Annotated in this window: 15 protein-coding genes; 9 read left to right on the forward strand and 6 right to left on the reverse strand. The window is 44.8% G+C overall.

Going from position 1 to position 18,591, the window contains the following annotated elements:
- Window positions 1-56: 56 nt before the first annotated feature.
- The 5 genes from GFS24_RS18905 (at window position 57) to GFS24_RS18925 (ending at window position 5,944) form a co-directional block, all read left to right on the forward strand.
- Complete coding sequence (locus GFS24_RS18905; RefSeq protein ID WP_153662088.1) at window positions 57-3,110, forward strand: T9SS type A sorting domain-containing protein; 3,054 nt, start codon at window positions 57-59, stop codon at window positions 3,108-3,110.
- Between the two features lie 128 nt (window positions 3,111-3,238).
- Window positions 3,239-3,655: a hypothetical protein gene (locus GFS24_RS18910; protein ID WP_153662090.1), complete on the forward strand. Its 417-nt coding sequence runs from the start codon at window positions 3,239-3,241 to the stop codon at window positions 3,653-3,655.
- 441 nt (window positions 3,656-4,096) lie between these two features.
- The gene (locus GFS24_RS18915) at window positions 4,097-4,714 is read left to right on the forward strand and encodes a dihydrofolate reductase family protein (RefSeq protein ID WP_253906531.1); all 618 of its coding nucleotides are present in this window, start codon (window positions 4,097-4,099) and stop codon (window positions 4,712-4,714) included.
- 291 nt (window positions 4,715-5,005) lie between these two features.
- Entirely contained in the window at window positions 5,006-5,269 is a 264-nt protein-coding gene (locus tag GFS24_RS18920; RefSeq protein ID WP_153662092.1) for a hypothetical protein, read from the forward strand.
- A 3-nt stretch (window positions 5,270-5,272) separates the two neighbouring features.
- Window positions 5,273-5,944 carry a zeta toxin family protein gene (locus tag GFS24_RS18925; protein WP_153662094.1) on the forward strand — a complete coding sequence of 224 codons (672 nt, stop codon included), beginning with the start codon at window positions 5,273-5,275 and terminating at the stop codon, window positions 5,942-5,944.
- A gap of 184 nt (window positions 5,945-6,128) precedes the next feature.
- Here the strand turns inward: GFS24_RS18925 and GFS24_RS18930 are convergent, their stop codons facing one another.
- Complete coding sequence (locus tag GFS24_RS18930; protein ID WP_153662096.1) at window positions 6,129-7,781, reverse strand: murein L,D-transpeptidase; 1,653 nt, start codon at window positions 7,779-7,781, stop codon at window positions 6,129-6,131.
- 84 nt (window positions 7,782-7,865) lie between these two features.
- Window positions 7,866-9,179, reverse strand: a complete 1,314-nt coding sequence (locus GFS24_RS18935; RefSeq protein WP_153662098.1) for a hypothetical protein — start codon at window positions 9,177-9,179, stop codon at window positions 7,866-7,868.
- A gap of 253 nt (window positions 9,180-9,432) precedes the next feature.
- Here GFS24_RS18935 and GFS24_RS18940 point away from each other — a divergent pair, with 253 nt between their 5' ends.
- From GFS24_RS18940 to GFS24_RS18955, 4 genes are all read left to right on the forward strand, one after another.
- Entirely contained in the window at window positions 9,433-9,990 is a 558-nt protein-coding gene (locus GFS24_RS18940; RefSeq protein WP_153662100.1) for an RNA polymerase sigma factor, read from the forward strand.
- 43 nt (window positions 9,991-10,033) lie between these two features.
- Complete coding sequence (locus GFS24_RS18945; protein WP_153662102.1) at window positions 10,034-10,960, forward strand: FecR family protein; 927 nt, start codon at window positions 10,034-10,036, stop codon at window positions 10,958-10,960.
- Window positions 10,961-11,213: 253 nt separating this feature from the next.
- The gene (locus GFS24_RS18950; RefSeq protein WP_216647449.1) at window positions 11,214-14,696 is read left to right on the forward strand and encodes a SusC/RagA family TonB-linked outer membrane protein; all 3,483 of its coding nucleotides are present in this window, start codon (window positions 11,214-11,216) and stop codon (window positions 14,694-14,696) included.
- Between the two features lie 9 nt (window positions 14,697-14,705).
- Window positions 14,706-16,097: a SusD/RagB family nutrient-binding outer membrane lipoprotein gene (locus GFS24_RS18955; RefSeq protein WP_153662104.1), complete on the forward strand. Its 1,392-nt coding sequence runs from the start codon at window positions 14,706-14,708 to the stop codon at window positions 16,095-16,097.
- An 82-nt stretch (window positions 16,098-16,179) separates the two neighbouring features.
- Here the strand turns inward: GFS24_RS18955 and GFS24_RS18960 are convergent, their stop codons facing one another.
- The 4 genes from GFS24_RS18960 to GFS24_RS18975 are packed head-to-tail and all read right to left on the reverse strand — an operon-like array spanning window position 16,180 to window position 18,585.
- A complete protein-coding gene (locus GFS24_RS18960) occupies window positions 16,180-16,752 on the reverse strand; it encodes an AraC family transcriptional regulator (RefSeq protein WP_253906532.1) in 573 nt (190 codons plus the stop codon).
- Between the two features lies 1 nt (window position 16,753).
- Window positions 16,754-17,614 carry a hypothetical protein gene (locus tag GFS24_RS18965; protein WP_153662106.1) on the reverse strand — a complete coding sequence of 287 codons (861 nt, stop codon included), beginning with the start codon at window positions 17,612-17,614 and terminating at the stop codon, window positions 16,754-16,756.
- Window positions 17,615-17,625: 11 nt separating this feature from the next.
- Window positions 17,626-18,141 carry a heavy-metal-associated domain-containing protein gene (locus GFS24_RS18970; RefSeq protein ID WP_153662108.1) on the reverse strand — a complete coding sequence of 172 codons (516 nt, stop codon included), beginning with the start codon at window positions 18,139-18,141 and terminating at the stop codon, window positions 17,626-17,628.
- Window positions 18,142-18,195: 54 nt separating this feature from the next.
- Window positions 18,196-18,585, reverse strand: coding sequence for a hypothetical protein (locus GFS24_RS18975; RefSeq protein WP_153662110.1), 390 nt, complete (start codon window positions 18,583-18,585; stop codon window positions 18,196-18,198).
- Window positions 18,586-18,591 lie beyond the last annotated feature (6 nt).

Genomic DNA, 18,591 nt, shown 5'->3' on the forward strand with positions numbered 1-18,591 from the left:
ATGGTATTAACACGGATGAGATAATATTTATATTTTTTGGATATAAAATTCCACTTATGAAAAAATCTACCCTTACAAGGTTTTTGACGGGGCTCCTATTGCCCTTTATGCTAGCTGTTTGCCATCCGGCGCAAGCACAATTGATCTCCCTGGAGAACGGACATCTGGTGTATAAAAAGTATGCCAACCAGGGACAGACTGATACGGTTAACCAAATACCTGATTATTCCAATGCAGGTTATCGTGGTGGCGGTGTTAGTATCCCGGTTTGGGGCATCGCGGACAGCATCTCTCCTATTGAAGGAGATAACCGCGCGCACATTCAGGCCGCTATTGACCGGGTTTCTGCATTGCCCTTACAAGCCAATGGACATCGCGGTGTGTTACTCTTGAAAGCAGGTGTGTATCCTGTGGAAGGGTCCCTCATTGTTAGAGCCAGTGGTGTTGTATTGCGTGGTGCAGGAAATGGATTGAATGGTACCGTTCTTATTGCCACGCAAAAAACACAGCATGATTTCCTGAAGGTACAAGGCGCTGGTAGTGGGTATGGCGAAGTGAGCGGCAGTAAAGTGCGCATTACATCTCTTTATGTAGCTACGGGGAGTAAAACTTTTGATGTGGCTGCCAACCATACCTTCCACGTTGGTGATAAGGTTGTTGTGCAAAAAACACCGAACGATGCATGGATCGATACACTCGATATGCGTCAGTATGGATGGACTGCCTCGGGGTACAAAACTACTTATGAAAGAACTGTTACGACAGTCAGCGGTAGCTCCATCACGCTTGACATTCCTATCGTAGACCCCATCGACAATGTATTTGGTGGCGGTGAAGTTTACCGGTCTAATATCACAGGCAGGATCAGCGAATGCGGCCTGGAATTATTGCGCATCGAATCTTATTTTCAGAATGATGAAGATGAAAGCCATGGCTGGTATGCGATTGTTTTTACCCGCACGGAAAACAGCTGGGTAAAAGATGTAACCGGGAAGTATTTTGGGAACGGACTTGTGAGCCTCAGTAACATGAGTCGCTTTAATACAGTGCAGGATTGCGCTATGATAGATCCGAAATCTGTTACTACAGGTGGACGGAAATATTCATTCAACTTAGATGGCAATGCTACCAGTAACTTGTATCAGCGTTGCATCACATGGGGTGGGCGGCATGATTATGTTAGTGGGTCTAAGGTACCCGGGCCGAATGTGTTTTTGGATTGCAGTTCGGAAAATACGCGTGCCGATATTGGGCCACATCATAGATGGTCTACCGGGCAGTTGTATGATAATATATATGGTGGTCAGATCAGGGTGCAAAATCGCGGGGCATCGGGAACAGGGCATGGATGGTCCGGGGCGCAGACATTGTTCTGGAATCTTTATTCTTATACGAGTGATATATTAGTGTCCAGTCCTTTTGGGGCCAGGAACTGGGGTATCGGGAATATTGGTAAGAAGCAAAGTGGTAATGGTTACTGGGAAAGCTGGGGGACACATCAGTTGCCCAGAAGTCTTTATTTGCAACAGTTACGGGAACGCCTGAGTGATTCTGCTGTTCAGAATATCGTTATTCCTCAACAACTGGTGGGGCCTTTGTGGGATTCTCTCCGCGCGCGGGGACAAAGGATCCTTGCGGAACCACAGGTGCGATATGGTGCTGATACTGTCAGCGCTTCTTTTGACCTTACTGATAATGGTGGTGTTATTACAGGGCAATATCCTAATACCTCCAAACCTACGGAGAATTTCACGAGCCTTATAGATAACAATACGAGTACCAAATATTATATCGGTGGAAGAAAAGCATTGTGGGTGCAATATGCTTCTACGCAACCAGGGATACTTACACGTTATACTTTAACATCGGGTAATGACCTGCCAGAGCGGGATCCGAGGAACTGGAACCTTGTTGGTTCTAACGATGGTGTAACCTGGGCTTTGATCGATAGCCAGATCAATCAAACTTTTGCTTCCCGGAAACTTACCCGGTCGTTTTCAGTTGATAGTAATACGATTGCTTATCGTTATTTCCGGTTGAATGTGACTACTAATAACGGTCACACGGGTACGCAGTTTGCAGAGTGGGAATTGTTTGAACGCCGTTCTCAAAGTATTTCTTTTAGTGAAGTGCCTGAGATCACTTATGGTGATGAAGCTATCGAAGGGTTTAGTGCTTTCAGTACATCAGGGTTACCTGTTACGATGGAAGTAATTTCCGGGCCGGGGACTTTGACTGATTCGGCTTTACATTTTACGGGTGCAGGGACGATTGTTATCAGGGCTACACAGGCTGGGTCTTCATTGTATTTTCCGGCAACAGCGGAGGTTTCCATTTCAGTAGCTAAGGCAACGCAACAGATTAACTTTGAAACGGTGCCTGAGAAAATTTTCGGGGACAGTGCTTTTGTGTTACATGCTACTTCTGATGCGGGTTTACCAGTGACGTTTGAATTGGTGGGCGGGCCTGTTACGTTGACGGATTCATTGGTTGCAATCACAGGAGCAGGCATAGTAACTGTAAGAGCAAAACAAGCTGGGAATGAGAATTATGATTCTGCTTTTGTGGAACAATCTTTTGTTGTTCTTAAAGCACAGCAGTTAATTGATTTTGGTGCTATTTCTGCGGAGGTGAAAGGGCAAACTATGCATCTTACTGCTACAGCTACTTCCGGGCTTCCGGTTGGTTTCTCTATTGCAGCGGGGAATGGAAATCTCAACGGCAATGTGTTAAAGCTTAACTATGAAGGGCTGATCACTATACAGGCTGATCAGGCGGGGAATGATAATTATGAAGCTGCCGTTTCCGTTCCGCAAACGATACTGGTGTTAGGGCTTGGTACATTAATACCAGAGATCAAGGCGACGGTGTATCCGAATCCTACATCAGGACAGTTCAAAGTACGGTTGGAAAATGCAGTTGCAAGGCCGCATACTTTTATGGTGCTGGATCATCGTGGGAATGTTGTGACTTCAACTATAGCTACACCAAGTGGTGCTAAATTCTTTGAAGTGATCTTTAATATAAGTTCTTCGGTGGATGGGATCTATTATTTGCATGTATTTGAGGGGGCAAATAATAATGTGATGCGGATCATTGTGAAGTATTAATCCATTGGGGTGTAAAAGCCGTATAGATCGTAGGATCTATACGGCCTTTTTGTATCAGGCTTGTAAGATCAGGAAAGAAATGCTAATTTACAATCCATCATAATTTTTAATTAGTCCTTATACCTACTATGAAAAATGTACTTCCTCAATCGATGATTGTTTGCCTGCTATTTCTGGCATATTCCTGCTCAAAGTCAAATGATACAAACAAAGAAGAAGAGAAAGGCCTGGTAACCCAACCGGATGCAATTGCAGCAAATGACGGGAAGAGTGGAGGTGTATATAAAGGCGTGATCGTTGGATCCACCGGTACAGTAACGATCACACTACAGGGTGGTACAGTTTCAGCGGAGGTTACCATTGATGGTATCACAAAAGTGATGACGCCACAGAATCTGCCCGCAGGATGGACTTCAGGACAAGCATTGACAAATGTGATCTTTGCAGGTGATAGCTGGCAACTTACTTTTTCTGTAACAGGGAATGGCAATGATCCTTATATTTCTTCTATCTCCATACCAGGCCATACGGGTGTGGCTGTATAAATCGCCAAGGAAACATCAACTTCGCTCGCCAGAGCTTTTGAAGGAAATTACTACAGAACCTACCTTAATACTAATTTAGGAACGGTAAATTTTGTACTGACATCGACGGAAGATAGCGTAGGCGGTGTAATTCGTAAAAATACAGAAGCGAGCCAGCAAGTGCAGGGTAATTATCGTATTGGTCAGAAAGAAACCTTGTCAATCAGTGCTTATTCCAATGATGGGCTGAACGCCTGGGTTGGTTTGGGAGAAGTGAAAGGGGATAGTGCAACCGGGAGTTGGAAAACTTATAATGTTGGAGGATGGGCTACTGATTCTGGTTATTGGAAAGCAAAAAGGACTTTGTAAGACATTATTTATAACGAGCTACTATGTAAAATCCGCTAGCATTCTACATGTTAGCGGCTTTGGTTCTTTACATTGGCATTAAAGACCCTCTTTTTGGCACGGAATACCCTAAAAATATTTAATGCCTCGATTATTTTTGGCTTAACAAAAACTAATGAAATGAGAACTGTATCATTCACCATGAACATTAGCATAGATGGCTACTGCGATCACGCTATGGCTAGTCCAAGTGAAGAGCTGATGGATTATTTTACAGGAACGATGGACGGCGTTGACCTGCTCTTTTTTGGCCGGGTCATGTACCAGCTTATGTTTCCTTATTGGAGCGATGTTGCGAGAGATCAATCCGGCACAGCAGCTCAAAATAGATTTGCCGAAAGGTTTAGCGCTATTGATAGAGTTGTTGTTTCACGATCATTGGACAGCGATGACGTAGACACGCGGATTGTTCGTAGCAACCCTGCGGCGGAACTCCTGAAACTGAAACAGCAACCTGGTAAAAAAATTATGGTAGACAGTGTAAGCTTGCTTCCGGAGTTGATTTCAGCAGGCCTTATCGATGAATTTAACATGGTTGTTCATCCTGTGATCGTGGGAAAGGGAAGACCATTGCTGGATGCAGGAAGCCTTCAGGAAAACCTTGATCTTAAGCTGGTTGATACCATACATTTCAAATCCGGATGTGTGGCACTTCATTATTTGAAACAATGATTCATCGTGCTTTTCTCAACATGGGTCGTACAACAGGCGAACTGCCGGATTGAATTTCGCCCATAACCTCTGCTGGGCCTAAACCTACATTTTCTATCTGTATTGTGAGTAGAGGTTCGTTGGAACACATGGTAAGCATAGCTGATATCATTGGCATATTCCACTTAAGGATATAACTAGCTTATAATCAATAATATATGACGATTTACTAACTAGCAATCGAGTTGGTCTTATGACTGACTTTTGCTATATTTGTATAGTATTTTTGGTTACCATTTACAACATTCGTTTATGACTGTTTTAGAACAAGAAATATCCTTACAGGAGAAAAAGTTTGCTTTAACAATTGAAAGATTGAGGAAGAGGAATTTCAGCAAAAACCTGCCATTTTTGATCCTGTCTGATAAGTTACCTGAAGGTCAGGGTTTCTACGAATTTGCAGATGGTCATATTGAAATTCAAGAGGTCTATACTGTTGGGGCTGACATTGAAACGCGGTTTGTGCGCCGCTTGACAGATTTGGAGGCGGAACAAGTCAGACAGCAATTGAAGTAAGTAATGGATTACATTAAACCTACTCTCCTTGTTATTTCAGGACCTAATGGTGCTGGAAAATCTACCCACATCGAATCAATGTTGCCCGTTCTTTTTGAAGGAGTTTTACCCTTTGATAGAGATTTGACCCGAACAAATTTCGAAATGGAACTGAGGGAAAATGGATTATCCCCTGAGCAGATAACAGAACGTTCTGCCAAAATGATGGAAAATTTCCTGATTTCACAAATGGACAAGGCTATTGAACAGCAGCAACACTTTGTGCTGGAGACCCCATTATCACATCCTGATTATTGGAGATACATTGACCGTTTCGAGTCTAAGGGATATCAAATTCAGTTAAATTATTTATGCCTGGATAAAGTAAAGGATTGTGAGCAGAGGGTAAGGCAAAGGGTCAAGGAAGGTGGCCATGCTGTGGATGCGAGAACAATCAAAGGGGTTTATGAAAAGAATCTGGAGCATATAAATAATTACTTTGAGACATTCAAAGTGATATGTCTTTATGATGGTATGTTTAAACCAACATTGCTCGTTAAGCTGGAGGATAATCAGATTATAATGGCAAAAGAATCTTCCTTAAAAAAGAACTGGATAAAAGTCGGTTTACCATCAATAGCGAAGAAGATATCTGAATATATTTCTGCTCAGAATAAGGTTTCTAAGAGCAATTAAGGAAAAAGGGAAGCGTCAATAATAAGATGTATGATTGTTGTACTTACTGGTTCCATTGATTTCAAAATCCCGATAGGATATTCTCCTTTTTCTAGAAATAACTTTCCCTTGATCAGCGAACAAACCGTACAAGTGTGCGACGCAACGGCAGCTCCATTAATAACCTGCCGCCTGGCCCCAAAACCTACTTAGCCATAAAGTACTTCATCAACGTCTTATCCTCCCCATAAACATCCTCATAGAACTGCATCCTATGATTCCGCAACTCCGCTGTGAAATAACGGATGTAAATAGGAACCCTCACCGCTAAATTGTACTGCTTCTTTTCTTCGTGCTGCAACCAGGTGCGCACACTATCCCGCATATGGGGTTTGGGATCATTGCGGATCATGTACATAGCCAAACTATCCCATTGCTGTACACGAACGCATCCATGACTAAGTGCGCGGTTGGAATTGCTGAACAGACTACGGTTATTGGTATCGTGGAGATATACGCTGAACTTATTATTAAAGTTGAATTTCATGATGCCCAGGGAATTATCCAGACCATCCATCTGCCTTAACACATAGGGGAAATAATTACGGCCCAGCCTGGTCCAGTCGATAGAATCAGGGTCTAACACATTGCCCTGGTGATCTACTACTTCCAGGTTCTTTGCAATCAGGTAATTGGTATCTCTCTTGATCTGCGGCAGCATTTCCTTGAACACGATGCTGTAGGGTACCCGCCAGTAAGGGAACAGCACGAAATTCGTCATCACGGAATTTAATACGGGTGTGCGTGTTTTCGGATTACCTACTATCACACGGGATTCTACCATGGAATCACCATTTTCATACACGTTGAGACGGAAGGCGGGGATGTTTACCATCAGGTAACGTTGTGGCAAAGTATCCGGTAATTTCCGCCAGCGGTCTAAATTGAGGGCGGCTTGCAGGATCCAGTCTTCCGGCTTTTTATTGAGTACCTGGATGGTGCGCTTTCCGGCTACACCATCCGGGTACATATTGAATTCATTTTGAAATGCTTTGACGGCTTTTTTAATTGCGACGGAATCTGTTAAGCCTATACCGGTGGTATCCAGATGGCCGCTTTGAAATAAGCGCAAGCTGAGCTGGCGACGGAACTGGAGGGTATCTGTGTATACCTGCGGCAGTGTATCCCAGTGGCGCTTGCCGTATTGTTGTTTATATAACTGGATCCCTTCTTTCAGTGCAATGTACCCGGGATGGATAGGTTCCTGCTGTTGCAGGAGGGCGGTTACATTTCCTTTTTGCAGGGCTTCTTGCAGGAGGCCGGCCAGTACGGTGTCTGAGAGGAGGGAATCTTTTCTTAAAGTGATGCTGTCCCTTGGAGCAATGCCGTAATGTAACTGGTAAGCCATCCGGAGGAACGCATCTGTTAGGAATACATCCATTTTTGCCCAAAGGGCGGCATCGCGTTTTTCGCTTTTTAATCTTTCTGAGGAAGTGTGCAGCGGGGTGGAATGATAATGGGCTTTTACCAGGCCGTAATCATCAGCAGTACTGATGAGTTGCATCATGGAAGCCACGGCGGCATTCGCTTTACCGTCTTTGGACCATTTTGCGGCTCCATTGTTCTGCTGGTAGACATATTGCAGGGCGGACAGGCGGAAAACAGCTATACTGTCCTCCATGGCGCCATCGTTGCCGGCAATATATTCCAGTCGCTCTGCTATTTGCTCAGGTACCACTTCATCCAGCTGCCGGAGGTCTTTTACGATCTCCTGTTGCCTTGGTTGCCCTTTTTTACGACCACAGGCGGCGATTGCTATGATTATGAGTAATATCCAGCCCTTCGAAAGATACTTCATCCCTTTTATCACCTCTGGTTAGACAGCTAAAGTAGGATAAATTGCAAATACTGTGCTGAAATTAATGTGGGATTTTATATTAACTTATTTGTGTATGGCAGGGCTGATCCTTAGATATACCTGCGCACTCAGCGGGTTCTTTCCGTAAATACCATTCAATGCATTGTCTGCTACGTTTACTGTTCCTTGCGCACCCACTGCCAGATTGGTTTTCCAGACGGTAGCGAGGGTACGTGCATATCCTAACGTAAATGCGTGAACGCTGAATTTTGTTTCGCCAAATACATCTTCCAGCTGTAGTTCATGGGTGGATTTTTCTACAAATTCATATCGGCCATATATGGCATTTTTTTGTAGTTGGACGTTGGATTCTGCAAGGAAGGAATGTTCCTTGTGACCATGGTCCCTTGTGTTTAATCCCCATACGGCAGAAGAGGCGATGAAGCTGCCCTGTTTTCTTAAGGGCACTGTGTGAATGGCAGATGCTGTGGTGCGTGTTACATTTTCATCTGGTTCCAGTGATTCCGGGCTGTGGACGAAGGCTTGTGAGAATTGCAGTGCCCATGCTTTTGAGGGATTGTAGCTTACACGATAGGCGTAACTATCAAATAATGGTTTGTCGAAATTGTAACGGTCTTCGTCTGGCTCGCGGCCTGTGAAAGAAGAGAATTCTGCTTTTACCTGTTTGTATCTAAACCCTACGGTACCTACGCCAAACGTAATATGCGTGGCATCCTGCCAGTGATGGCCTAAGGGGGCATCGGGATTATTCATGGCAGATACGCGATGCATAAAAGCAGGAGCGCTGATACTGGGTTCTCCGGGATAACCGATATAACCGTATACATCTATATCCTTATTGATCGCATACGTGTAGCCGATACTGATAGCTGCAAACATATCGTGCGGATGCTGACGGTCTACCAAAGGTTTGCCCTGCCAGGTTTCGCCGGATTGGAATAACAGCGGGTAGCCCTGGCCGCCCATTACGGCACGATCGAAACTTAACATCACGGTGGCATTGAGTAATCCTTTCTTTCCTAACTGGTGGTTCATCATACCCATGAGCCAGTTGGGCGCATCGAACTTAGTGGCGCCGCGACTGCCTTTTGCTGTGAAATCTGTGGAGGTGTATCTTAAGAAGATGTTCCCGTGTAACATGAAGTTTGTTTTCCCTTTTTGCGCCATGTACATATACATGGGGCTGTTATCGGGGAGCCAGCTTGTTCCGGAGCCGTTGCGGTTCATGGGGAGATTTTTGGAATAAGCGTGGGTCATGGTGTGCATGTTGTGATGATCATGCATGGTGTCCTTTTTCTCTGCCATGTGATGATCATGCTGTGCCTGCGTACCCAAAGCAGCAGCCATTAATATAGTCAGGCCAATGATTCCTTTCATAAAAGATCAATTTTACTTACAACAATCCTTTTTAACGAAGAGTGATCCAATGAAGCGGAGCACTTTCATAACAATCTTTCCCATGGTACTGTTTGTTAACGACACAAAAGTACCCCCTCTCCCGCCCTGATTGTTACACAATTATGGTGTTCTGTTGTAAAATTTTGGAGAAAAAGAACTTTTCCAGTGAAAGAAGATGAAGAAATTGTAACATTTTTTAATTATTTTTAAATACCCGCTATTCCCGCTACAAATGAGCAACAATCAGCCAAATATTGACCAGGAGCTGCTGTTTATGGACATCTTCCGTAAACATGAAGGCCGGTTATATGCCCTGGCCTTAAAGCTCACTAAATCAGCTCCCCACGCGCAGGACATTATCCAGGAGGTATTCCTGAAACTCTGGGAACAGCGGGAAGACATCCGCCAGATCCGGAATATGGAAGCCTGGCTCTACCGCATCACGGAGAACAAAGTGATCGATTTCCTTCGCAAAGCCGCCGCAGATGACCGTTTAAGGGAAGCTATCTGGAATAACCTGCCCCAGAATTCCAACGCAACGGAAACGGTGGTGATTGCCCATGAATATGAACACATCCTTCAGAAAGCCATTTCCCTCCTGCCCCCTCAGCGGAAACTCATTTACTGCCTGAACCGGGAAGCAGGTATGAATTACCAGGAAATAGCTTCGGAGCTGCACATCTCCCGGCATACGGTTAAAAACCAGCTCTCTACTGCATTGCAGACCATCCGTAGTTTTGTTTCTAAAACTACCGGGCCGCTCACCATTTTTCTTTTAAACTTTTTTTGATCCGGAATAGGAACATTTGTTCGCTGCTTCGTCTTCCTTATATATGGAGGAACGGATAAAACATCTCTTCAGGTTATATATGGACAATAAGTGCTCCCGGAAGGAGTACGAAGAGTTCTTTGCCTATATCCGCCAATCTGAACATGATGAAACGATCCGTGAACTGGTGAAAGCTGCATATGCTCAGGCCGGGGACACTTCCTACATTGATGAAATGGGGAATCTCGTACTGCTGCCTCCAAAACGCCGCCGTCGTGTAATGATGATGCCGGCTATTGCTGCTGCTATTGTTGTACTGGCTGCTGCAGCGTGGTTTATGCAGGCCCCTGCGTTGACCCGGAAAATTACAGAACGCTCTGAATATAAATACCTCGTGCTGCCAGACAGTACCAAAGTTTGGCTGAATGCAGCCAGCACGCTGGAATTCCCAACAGACTTTGATAAAGACAAAAGAGAAGTGCGGCTTTCCGGGGAAGCATATTTTGATGTGCAACATGCGGAAAATGCCCCTTTCATTATTCATACCGGGAAAGTATCTACTACGGTATTAGGTACTGCCTTTAATATAAAGGCCTATCCGGGACAGGAAAATATCATCGTTTCCGTAAGCCATGGTAAAGTGCGTGTGAATTATGGCGGCGATAAAAAACCAACCCTCCTTACCCAGGGGCAACAGGTGAAAGTGAACGAAATAACGGAATCTGCCATCACCAAAAAAGCGGCGCTGGTAGAAACGGCTCCCTGGAAAGACGGCAGCCTGGCTTATGATGGAGAAACCATGGCTGAAATTGTTGCAGACCTTGAACGCGTATATAACGTAGCGATCAGGATAGATAACAAAGCCATCAGTGTGATAAATATTTCCACTTCATTCAGAAGGGACATCGGGATAAAAGAAGCGTTACATATACTATGCAAGCTGACGGACAGTCAACTACTGGCCACAGAAGGCGTGTATGTGATCAAATAAGTAATATTCAATCAACCAAAATCTAATCATTATGTATCTCCCTGCAATATCTGCACCGGGTTAGAAGTCATGTAAAGAGCCGTTCCTGTTGAGACCAGGAAACGGCTCTTCTTGTTCGTTTAAATAATCCCGTCATAGAATTACTAAACTTATCAAAGCTATGAATTTGTATGTAAAAACGTACAGCAGTATTGCTGCGCTGTTTTGTGTCATGTTACAACTTCTTAAGTTGTTCACAAACAAACGGTTACTTATGAGAATATCCATCCTGGCCATCCTTCTTACAGTAAACGGGCTACTGATGGCAGGTACCGGCGTCGGCCAGGACCTGAATAAGACGCTGTCTTTAGATGTAAAGAACGTTAGTCTGAAACAGGCTTTGCGCAAGATCGAGTCCCTGGCCAAATTCTCCTTTACGTATAAGACGGAAGACATTGCTGCTTATACCAGCATTACTTACCAGGCAAACGGTCAAACCGTTGCCCGGATACTGGATGACCTGTTGCGGCCGGCCAACCTGCAATATGAACTGGTGAATGAAAATATCATCATCAAAAAGATACGGCTTGTTGAAACGCCTGTTTATGACGGCGGAGTGAAAGGAAAGATCACTGACCAAACGGGTAACGCCATCCCCTTTGCTACGGTTTCCATTGTGGGCACCAGCCAGGGTACTGTTGCCAACGCACAGGGTGAGTTTTCCATCAATGCCATTAAAGCAGGTTTGTATCGTATGCAGGCTTCTGCTGTAGGTTTCAGCCCCCTTGTACAAAATGTAACGGTGCAGAACAATGAAGTGGTGGAAGTCACTTTTCAACTGGCCGAAGGGGATACGCGTTTATCTGAAGTGGTGGTTACGGCACTGGGGATTTCCCGGAACCAGCGTTCCCTGGGTTATTCCACACAGCAGGTAAAAGGAGAAAACCTCACACTCACCAAAGAGCAAAATGTAATAGGATCACTGGCAGGTAAAATTGCCGGTGTGCAGGTAACTGGGTCATCAGGCGCCAGTTTGGGTGGTACACAGAAGATCAAGATCCGTGGGGTGAATTCCATTGCGGGTGGTGATCAGCCATTGATCGTAGTGGATGGAACACCTATTTCCAATGCAAACTTTGCTTCCAGCGACAGGGCGGATTATGGTAACCTGGGGCAGGATATTAACCCGGAAGATATTGAAACAGTGAATGTGCTCAAAGGGCCCACTGCTTCGGCTTTATATGGTTTGCGTGGTCAATATGGTGTGATCATGATCACCACTAAAAAAGGAAAAAAAGGTCCGAAGAAAATAGATGTGCAACTGAACAGTGCTTACTCGGTTGAAAAAGCGGGCAACTTCCTTCCTTTGCAAAACCTCTATGGCGCAGGATCTCAACAAACCTGGCGCACTTTGAGCAATGGGCAGAAATTTGTGCAGCTGGATTATGATGAAAGCTGGGGACCTAAAATGGACGGTACACCTGTTCGCCAGGTATTCAGCTTTTATCCGCAGGACCCTGAGTATGGAAAAGAAACTCCTTTTATTCCTCACCCTGATAACATCAAAGATTTTTATCAGACAGGATATAGTTTAAATAATGGCGTTACAGTATCCGGCGGTAATGAGAATTCAACTTTACGCCTGAGCTATAACAATACGAATATCGGAGGGGTGGAACCCAACACCTGGTTAAAAAGAAATAACCTGGGTGTAAATGCATCTCTCGACCTCACCCCCAAGCTGACGGTTTCAACAAACATCAATTACGCTAACAATAGTGCGCAGCGGCCATCGCAGGGTTCCGAATGGGGCGCGCGCTATCTTGTACAATGGTTCCAGCGTAACCTGGATATGACCCGGATGAAGGATTACCGTTATGCAGACGGAACGATCAAACACTGGAACATTTCCTCTCCTGCTACCGGCAGCAGTGGCGTGCTTACAGATCTTAGCGCATTGTACTGGGACAATCCCTACTTTGATGCTTATGAAAATTTAAGCACTGATAGTCGTGATCGTTTCTTTGGTGATGTAGGGCTTAGCTACCAGGTATTACCTGGTTTAAAACTGAGCGGATTTGTGCGCGGTGATATGTACTCACAAAATATTGAAACACGGATCGCATTCAATGGCAGAAGAGTACCTGCGTATACTTCCGGGAAATATCAGAACAAAGAAATGAACTATGAATTCCTGGCGCAATACAATAAGACCTGGGATGATTTTTCTTTCAATGCTAACCTTGGTGGAAACATCTACAACAGGAAATATACGTATGTAACAGGTGAAACACAAGGCGGACTTTCCAGCCCTGGATTTTATAGCCTGGCTGCTTCCAAAGACCGACCGCTCAGCAATTCTTATTTGCAGGAAAAGGAGATCAGGAGCGGTTATGGCATGGCTTCCTTTGGTTATAAGAACACTTATTTTGTGGATGTTTCCCTGCGGAATGATAATACCTCTACGCTGGCGGAACAAAATAATTCTTACTGGTATCCCTCTTTATCCGGCAGCTTTGTATTTAGTGAACTGGTGAAATGGCCTGCATTATCATTTGGTAAACTCAGATTGAGCTATGCACAGGCGGGTTCTGACCTGGATGTATTCAAAACATCTTTGAACTATGGTGTTGGCGCGAACTATACCAACCCCGATAAGTCCATCGTCAATTCCATTTACATCCCGGATGAACTGGCCAACGTGAAGATCAAACCTTCCTTCGCCCATTCTTATGAAGCGGGTATTGATCTGAAATTCTTTGATGGCCGTTTGGGTGCAGAATTCACTTATTATCTTCAGCGGAACGAGAACCAGATCATTCCCCTTACTTTATCAGGTACTACCGGTTATGCGCAAACTATTATCAATGCCGGTATGATAGAGAATAAAGGTATTGAGCTAACGATATCGGCTACACCGATACAAACCAAAAACTTTAGCTGGAACACTATTTTCAACCTGAACAGGAACCGGAGCATGATCGTTGAACTGGGACCAGGACAGGATGTTTATCCGCTTTATTCTTCCACTTATTCCGGTGTTACAGCTTACCTCAATGCTTACAAAGGTCAGCCTTTTGGCAGCCTGATAGGCAAAGCATATCAACGTGATTCTGCTACGGGCAAGGTATTGCTGGGAACAAACAATATGCCGCTGTACACAGAAGCGAACCATAATTTCGGCAGTGTACTGCCTGATGTTACGGGTGGTTTCCAGAATATGTTCCGCTTAGGGAAATTCGACCTGGGTATTATGATCGATTATCAATTTGGCGGGATGTTCTTCAGCCGCTCTAAGATGCTGGCGGTGAAAACCGGCATGGCAGAAGAAACAGCGGTGTTAAATGATAAGGGAAAGAACATACGTGATGCGATAGCAGATGGCGGTGGTATTAAGGTGAACGGTATTTCTGCTTCCACCAAACAGGAAGTAACGGCTTATGTAGATGCACGCAGTTATTTCAGAACGGTACTGGGTACACATGTGTATGAAGAATGGTTATATGGTGCTGATTATATCAAACTCCGTGAGGTACGTTTGGGTTATACACTGGATAAAGCCATGCTGGGCAGGCTGCCTTTCAGCAAAGTGAATATTGCGCTGATAGCACGCAATCCGGCTATGCTCTGGCAGAAAGCACCGAAAGGTCTTGATCCTACAGAGTTGTCCAGCGGTGCTCAATCCATCAGCTGGCTCGAATCCGGTCAATCCAATACCGTACGTTCTTTTGGCGCGAACCTCACCATTAACTTTTAACTGACGATCATGAAAAGACTATATATCATTGCAGGTATCAGTTTGCTTTTAGGGGCTTGTAATAAGTTTGGTGACATCAACGTGGATCCCAATCGTCCCTCTGAAACTTCCAGCACACAGCTGATCGCCAATGCAGAACTCTATTTGCCTGTACTGGGAGAATCCCCGCAGGCAGAATATTTTGCACAGTATTTATCAGAAACACAATACCCTAACCTTTCTTTATACAACCAGGTAAGCTCCAGTTTTTACAGTCTCTATTACGGGCCACTGATGAACCTGGATTCTGTGATCCGCTCCACGAAATTGGACGCTACAGAGGGCCCTATAGCTAATCAGCTGGCGGTGGCCAAGATCCTGAAAGCTTATTACTTCTGGCATATTACAGACCGTTGGGGAGATGTGCCTTATCAAGAGGCTTTGAAAGGAAGCGCCAACACCACACCTGTGTATGATTCACAGGAAAGTATTTACACCAGCCTCTTCCTGTTACTGGATGAAGCGGATAAATCTATTGTGGCCGGCGATATTATCAATGACATTGTTTACCAGGGAAATATGGCCCGCTGGAAAAAGCTGGGCAACACCATCCGCCTGCTGATGGCATTACGTTTATCTGTTGTGAAACCGGAAATAGCAAAAACAGAATTCAACAAAGCGCTGACCGCAGGCATCATGACGTCTAATGTTGATAATCTTGTTTTTGCTCATTTGCCGGAAGCGGCGAATGAAAGTTACTGGTACGACCAGATCACAGACCAGAACCGCAAATGGTGGGCACTGAGCGAAAGCCTGGTGAATAAAATGAAACCAGTGAATGACCCGCGTTTACCTGTGTACGGTGATAAGAATTCCGCGGGGCAATATGTTGGATTGAAATACGGCGCAACAGATGGATTGAGCACTACCGCATTTTCCTTACTGGGTGCTGAGATCAGGAAACAGAACGCCAATGTGTACCTCGTTACTTATGCACAGGCGCTTTTTGCGAAAGCAGAAGCTGCCAAGCTGGGTTGGATACCTGATGGGGACGTAGCAGCGGAAGCGAATTACAAATCAGCGATTGAACAATCTGTGCGTCAATGGAAGAATAATGATACCACGGGTTTTGGTGTAATGATGGCCAGCCCGGGCATGGCTTATGTTCCTGCTACTGCTTATGAGCAGATCGGTAACCAGCGCTGGGTGCATTTGTTCATGCATGGTTTTGAAGCATGGGCGGAATGGAGAAGAACAGGATTCCCGGCCGGACTTATTAAACCGGATGGCAAGGATGTTCCTTCCAGGCAAGGGTATCCGCAGGATGAGGTGTTCAATAACAAAGTGCATTATGAAGATGCAGTGAGGAGACAGTTTCCTGGCGGGGATAACCTGTATGGTAAATTGTGGTGGGATAAATAGCTTATTAATAACTATGGTGTAATATAATTTGTTTCCCCCCTTTCGAAAAAAGGGCCTGTCTTTTCAGACAGGCCCTTTTGTTTTAGATCTTATCCAACGGCTTTCGTTTATCTTCTTTTAACTGTTTAAACTGGCTGGGGGTGAACCCTGTTACCTTTTTAAACTGTCCGGATAAATGGGCAACGCTGCTATATCCCATCTTATAGGCAATTTCACTGAGTGTTAATTCATTGTACACCAGTAACTCCTTCACCCGTTCTATCTTTTGTTGAATGATATACTGCTCGATGGTGGTATTCTCTACTTCAGAGAACAGTTTGCTGAGCAGGTGATAATCCTTTTGCAATCGTTGCGATAACAGAGTAGAGAAGTTTTCATTGAGTTCATCCAGTTCTCCGTAATGCACGGTTTCCACGATGATGTTCTTGATGCCTTCTACTATCTGGTGTTTACGATCGTCCAGCAATTCAAAACCTTCTTCCTGTAAAGCTTTTGCGATCACTTCCGTTTGCGTGGTACTGAGCGTACCTTTTAAAGTGGCATTGCCCAGGTTTACATCTGTCACCTCCTGCCCTTCCTGCTCCAACACCTGCCGCACCATTTTGATGCAGCGGGGGCAAACCATGTTTTTGATATGCAATACGGTGTTATCCATCCTACTTGTTTCTAAGGTTAAAGATATTATGTTCTACCCTTACCAGGAAACTCCTGTCCATATTACGTGCCATATCTCCAAACAGCTGTGTGCGGTAGGAGAAGTCCAGTCGTGTAGCACTGTTAAAAACAAACTGAATGGCCGGTGCCACATCCACATAATAACCTGCGCGGTATTGATCTATATTAGACTTACCAAGGAACTCTACATAGAGGTTCAGGTTCGTCTGCTCATAGCTCTTATACTTCACTGGCAATAGCAGGTAACCGGCAGACACGCTGTAATTCACCATATTGCGGGAAACGTTAGTGGGCAGTTCATTTTTGAGATTCTTCATAAAACGATTATAACCCAGCGTACCGGAAATGGCCAGCTTATGGAGCAGTTGTGTGGCAATGATGCCAGCGCCTGCTCCTGAGGTCATTCCTTCCAGATCCAGCTCTTCATTCTCATAGTTCCTGCCGTTATGATCGTGCCCGGCATTCACTACGGGATAATAAGGATTATCTATCAGGGAGCCTTTTACATAACCCGCCATCCGGAAATGTGCATGCACATCATCTTTCGATAGAAAGCGGTATTTGGCGTAAATGCTGCCTCCTTCAAAACGGATATCCTCCTGCATGTTATTGGAGAGGTATCCCACCGCATGCACCATCAGGTTCTTTGAAATACCGAACATCACTTCCGGCTCAAAACGCATGCCGGTATGGCCTTCGAATTGCATGTTGAAGAACTTGTTAGTGAGGCGGATACCCATGGAATTGGCGGGCATATTGCTTGCGGGTTCTGAATTCACATACAGCTCCTGGGCTTGCGCAGTTCCCGCTGTGAACATCAGCAGTATTATAAATTTCTTCATGGAAGGCGGGGTTAAATGGTTACGTGATATACTCTTTTACCTTCCATAGTACCGGTTTTATAACAGCCCATTTTAGTCTGGGTGCTATATTGCTTAAATGCTTTGCCGGTGATGAAATCCTTATCGATCACGGTGATGTCTTTATCGCCCTGTAATGTTTGAGGTTTCACATTTATGAAATGCAGTGTTTGTCCTGCAAAGGGAATATGCGTATCATTTTCCACTTTTACCTGATCGAAGTTAGCGGTAACAGTGAGTTTGGCTACGGAGAAACCCGCGCCTTCCACCTTTCCCCTGATCTGATCAAGGTTCACATTGCTGTTGGGTTTAAAATAGAGGATGAAGGTGGTATTGTTGAGATCGGTATCGATCTTATCTATAAAAGGCAGTGTTTTTAATGCTTTAAAAGTAGCGTTGGAACACATGGCGCAGGTGAGGCCAGCTGCCTGTAAAGATGCTTTCTTGTATTGAGCAGATGCGGTGAATTGTACACCTATTAGCGCGAGGGCTATGAGTAATGTTTTCATTGTATTTCTTCTTGAAATGATTAATTAGATACCTGTTTGTAAAGGGTATCTGCATCAGATCAGGAAAATACAATTGCTCATGTAAAGCGGAACGGAGGGTGTGATGGGGGGGCTGTTTTCCCTGGGGTTTAGTATGGCTGCTTTGGCAATGGGCTGTTGTAACCAGACTGGCTGCGTGATGGCAGGCGCCAGGGAAATGGTGTTACCGGAGAAATCCACAAAGGCTTTGGCGGCCTGGTGGGAGTTATCCAGCTTTATGAATTTGGCTTCGTCCTTACAGCAATCCCCTTTCACGTCCATGCCGCATTTTGGGCAGCTGTCGTTATGGGTATCGTGGAGGTCTACGGACGCCAACTCACCCATGCAATAATGCATATTTACCGTGAACCCGCTGGTTATCAACGTGTACAGAACGGCAAAACATATGGTGAGCAGTTTCTTCACGGGGTA

Source organism: Chitinophaga sp. SYP-B3965 (genome assembly GCF_009647655.1).
Lineage (GTDB): Bacteria > Bacteroidota > Bacteroidia > Chitinophagales > Chitinophagaceae > Chitinophaga.

What these genes read in the sequence shown, in the direction of transcription:
- GFS24_RS18905 (WP_153662088.1), top strand. Translation starts at nt 57, where the DNA reads ATGAAAAAATCTACCCTTACAAGGTTTTTGACGGGGCTCCTATTGCCC.
- GFS24_RS18910 (WP_153662090.1), top strand. Translation starts at nt 3,239, where the DNA reads ATGAAAAATGTACTTCCTCAATCGATGATTGTTTGCCTGCTATTTCTG.
- GFS24_RS18920 (WP_153662092.1), top strand. Translation starts at nt 5,006, where the DNA reads ATGACTGTTTTAGAACAAGAAATATCCTTACAGGAGAAAAAGTTTGCT.
- GFS24_RS18925 (WP_153662094.1), top strand. Translation starts at nt 5,273, where the DNA reads ATGGATTACATTAAACCTACTCTCCTTGTTATTTCAGGACCTAATGGT.
- GFS24_RS18930 (WP_153662096.1), bottom strand. Translation starts at nt 7,781, where the DNA reads ATGAAGTATCTTTCGAAGGGCTGGATATTACTCATAATCATAGCAATC.
- GFS24_RS18935 (WP_153662098.1), bottom strand. Translation starts at nt 9,179, where the DNA reads ATGAAAGGAATCATTGGCCTGACTATATTAATGGCTGCTGCTTTGGGT.
- GFS24_RS18940 (WP_153662100.1), top strand. Translation starts at nt 9,433, where the DNA reads ATGAGCAACAATCAGCCAAATATTGACCAGGAGCTGCTGTTTATGGAC.
- GFS24_RS18945 (WP_153662102.1), top strand. Translation starts at nt 10,034, where the DNA reads ATGGAGGAACGGATAAAACATCTCTTCAGGTTATATATGGACAATAAG.
- GFS24_RS18950 (WP_216647449.1), top strand. Translation starts at nt 11,214, where the DNA reads ATGAGAATATCCATCCTGGCCATCCTTCTTACAGTAAACGGGCTACTG.
- GFS24_RS18955 (WP_153662104.1), top strand. Translation starts at nt 14,706, where the DNA reads ATGAAAAGACTATATATCATTGCAGGTATCAGTTTGCTTTTAGGGGCT.
- GFS24_RS18960 (WP_253906532.1), bottom strand. Translation starts at nt 16,752, where the DNA reads ATGGATAACACCGTATTGCATATCAAAAACATGGTTTGCCCCCGCTGC.
- GFS24_RS18965 (WP_153662106.1), bottom strand. Translation starts at nt 17,614, where the DNA reads ATGAAGAAATTTATAATACTGCTGATGTTCACAGCGGGAACTGCGCAA.
- GFS24_RS18970 (WP_153662108.1), bottom strand. Translation starts at nt 18,141, where the DNA reads ATGAAAACATTACTCATAGCCCTCGCGCTAATAGGTGTACAATTCACC.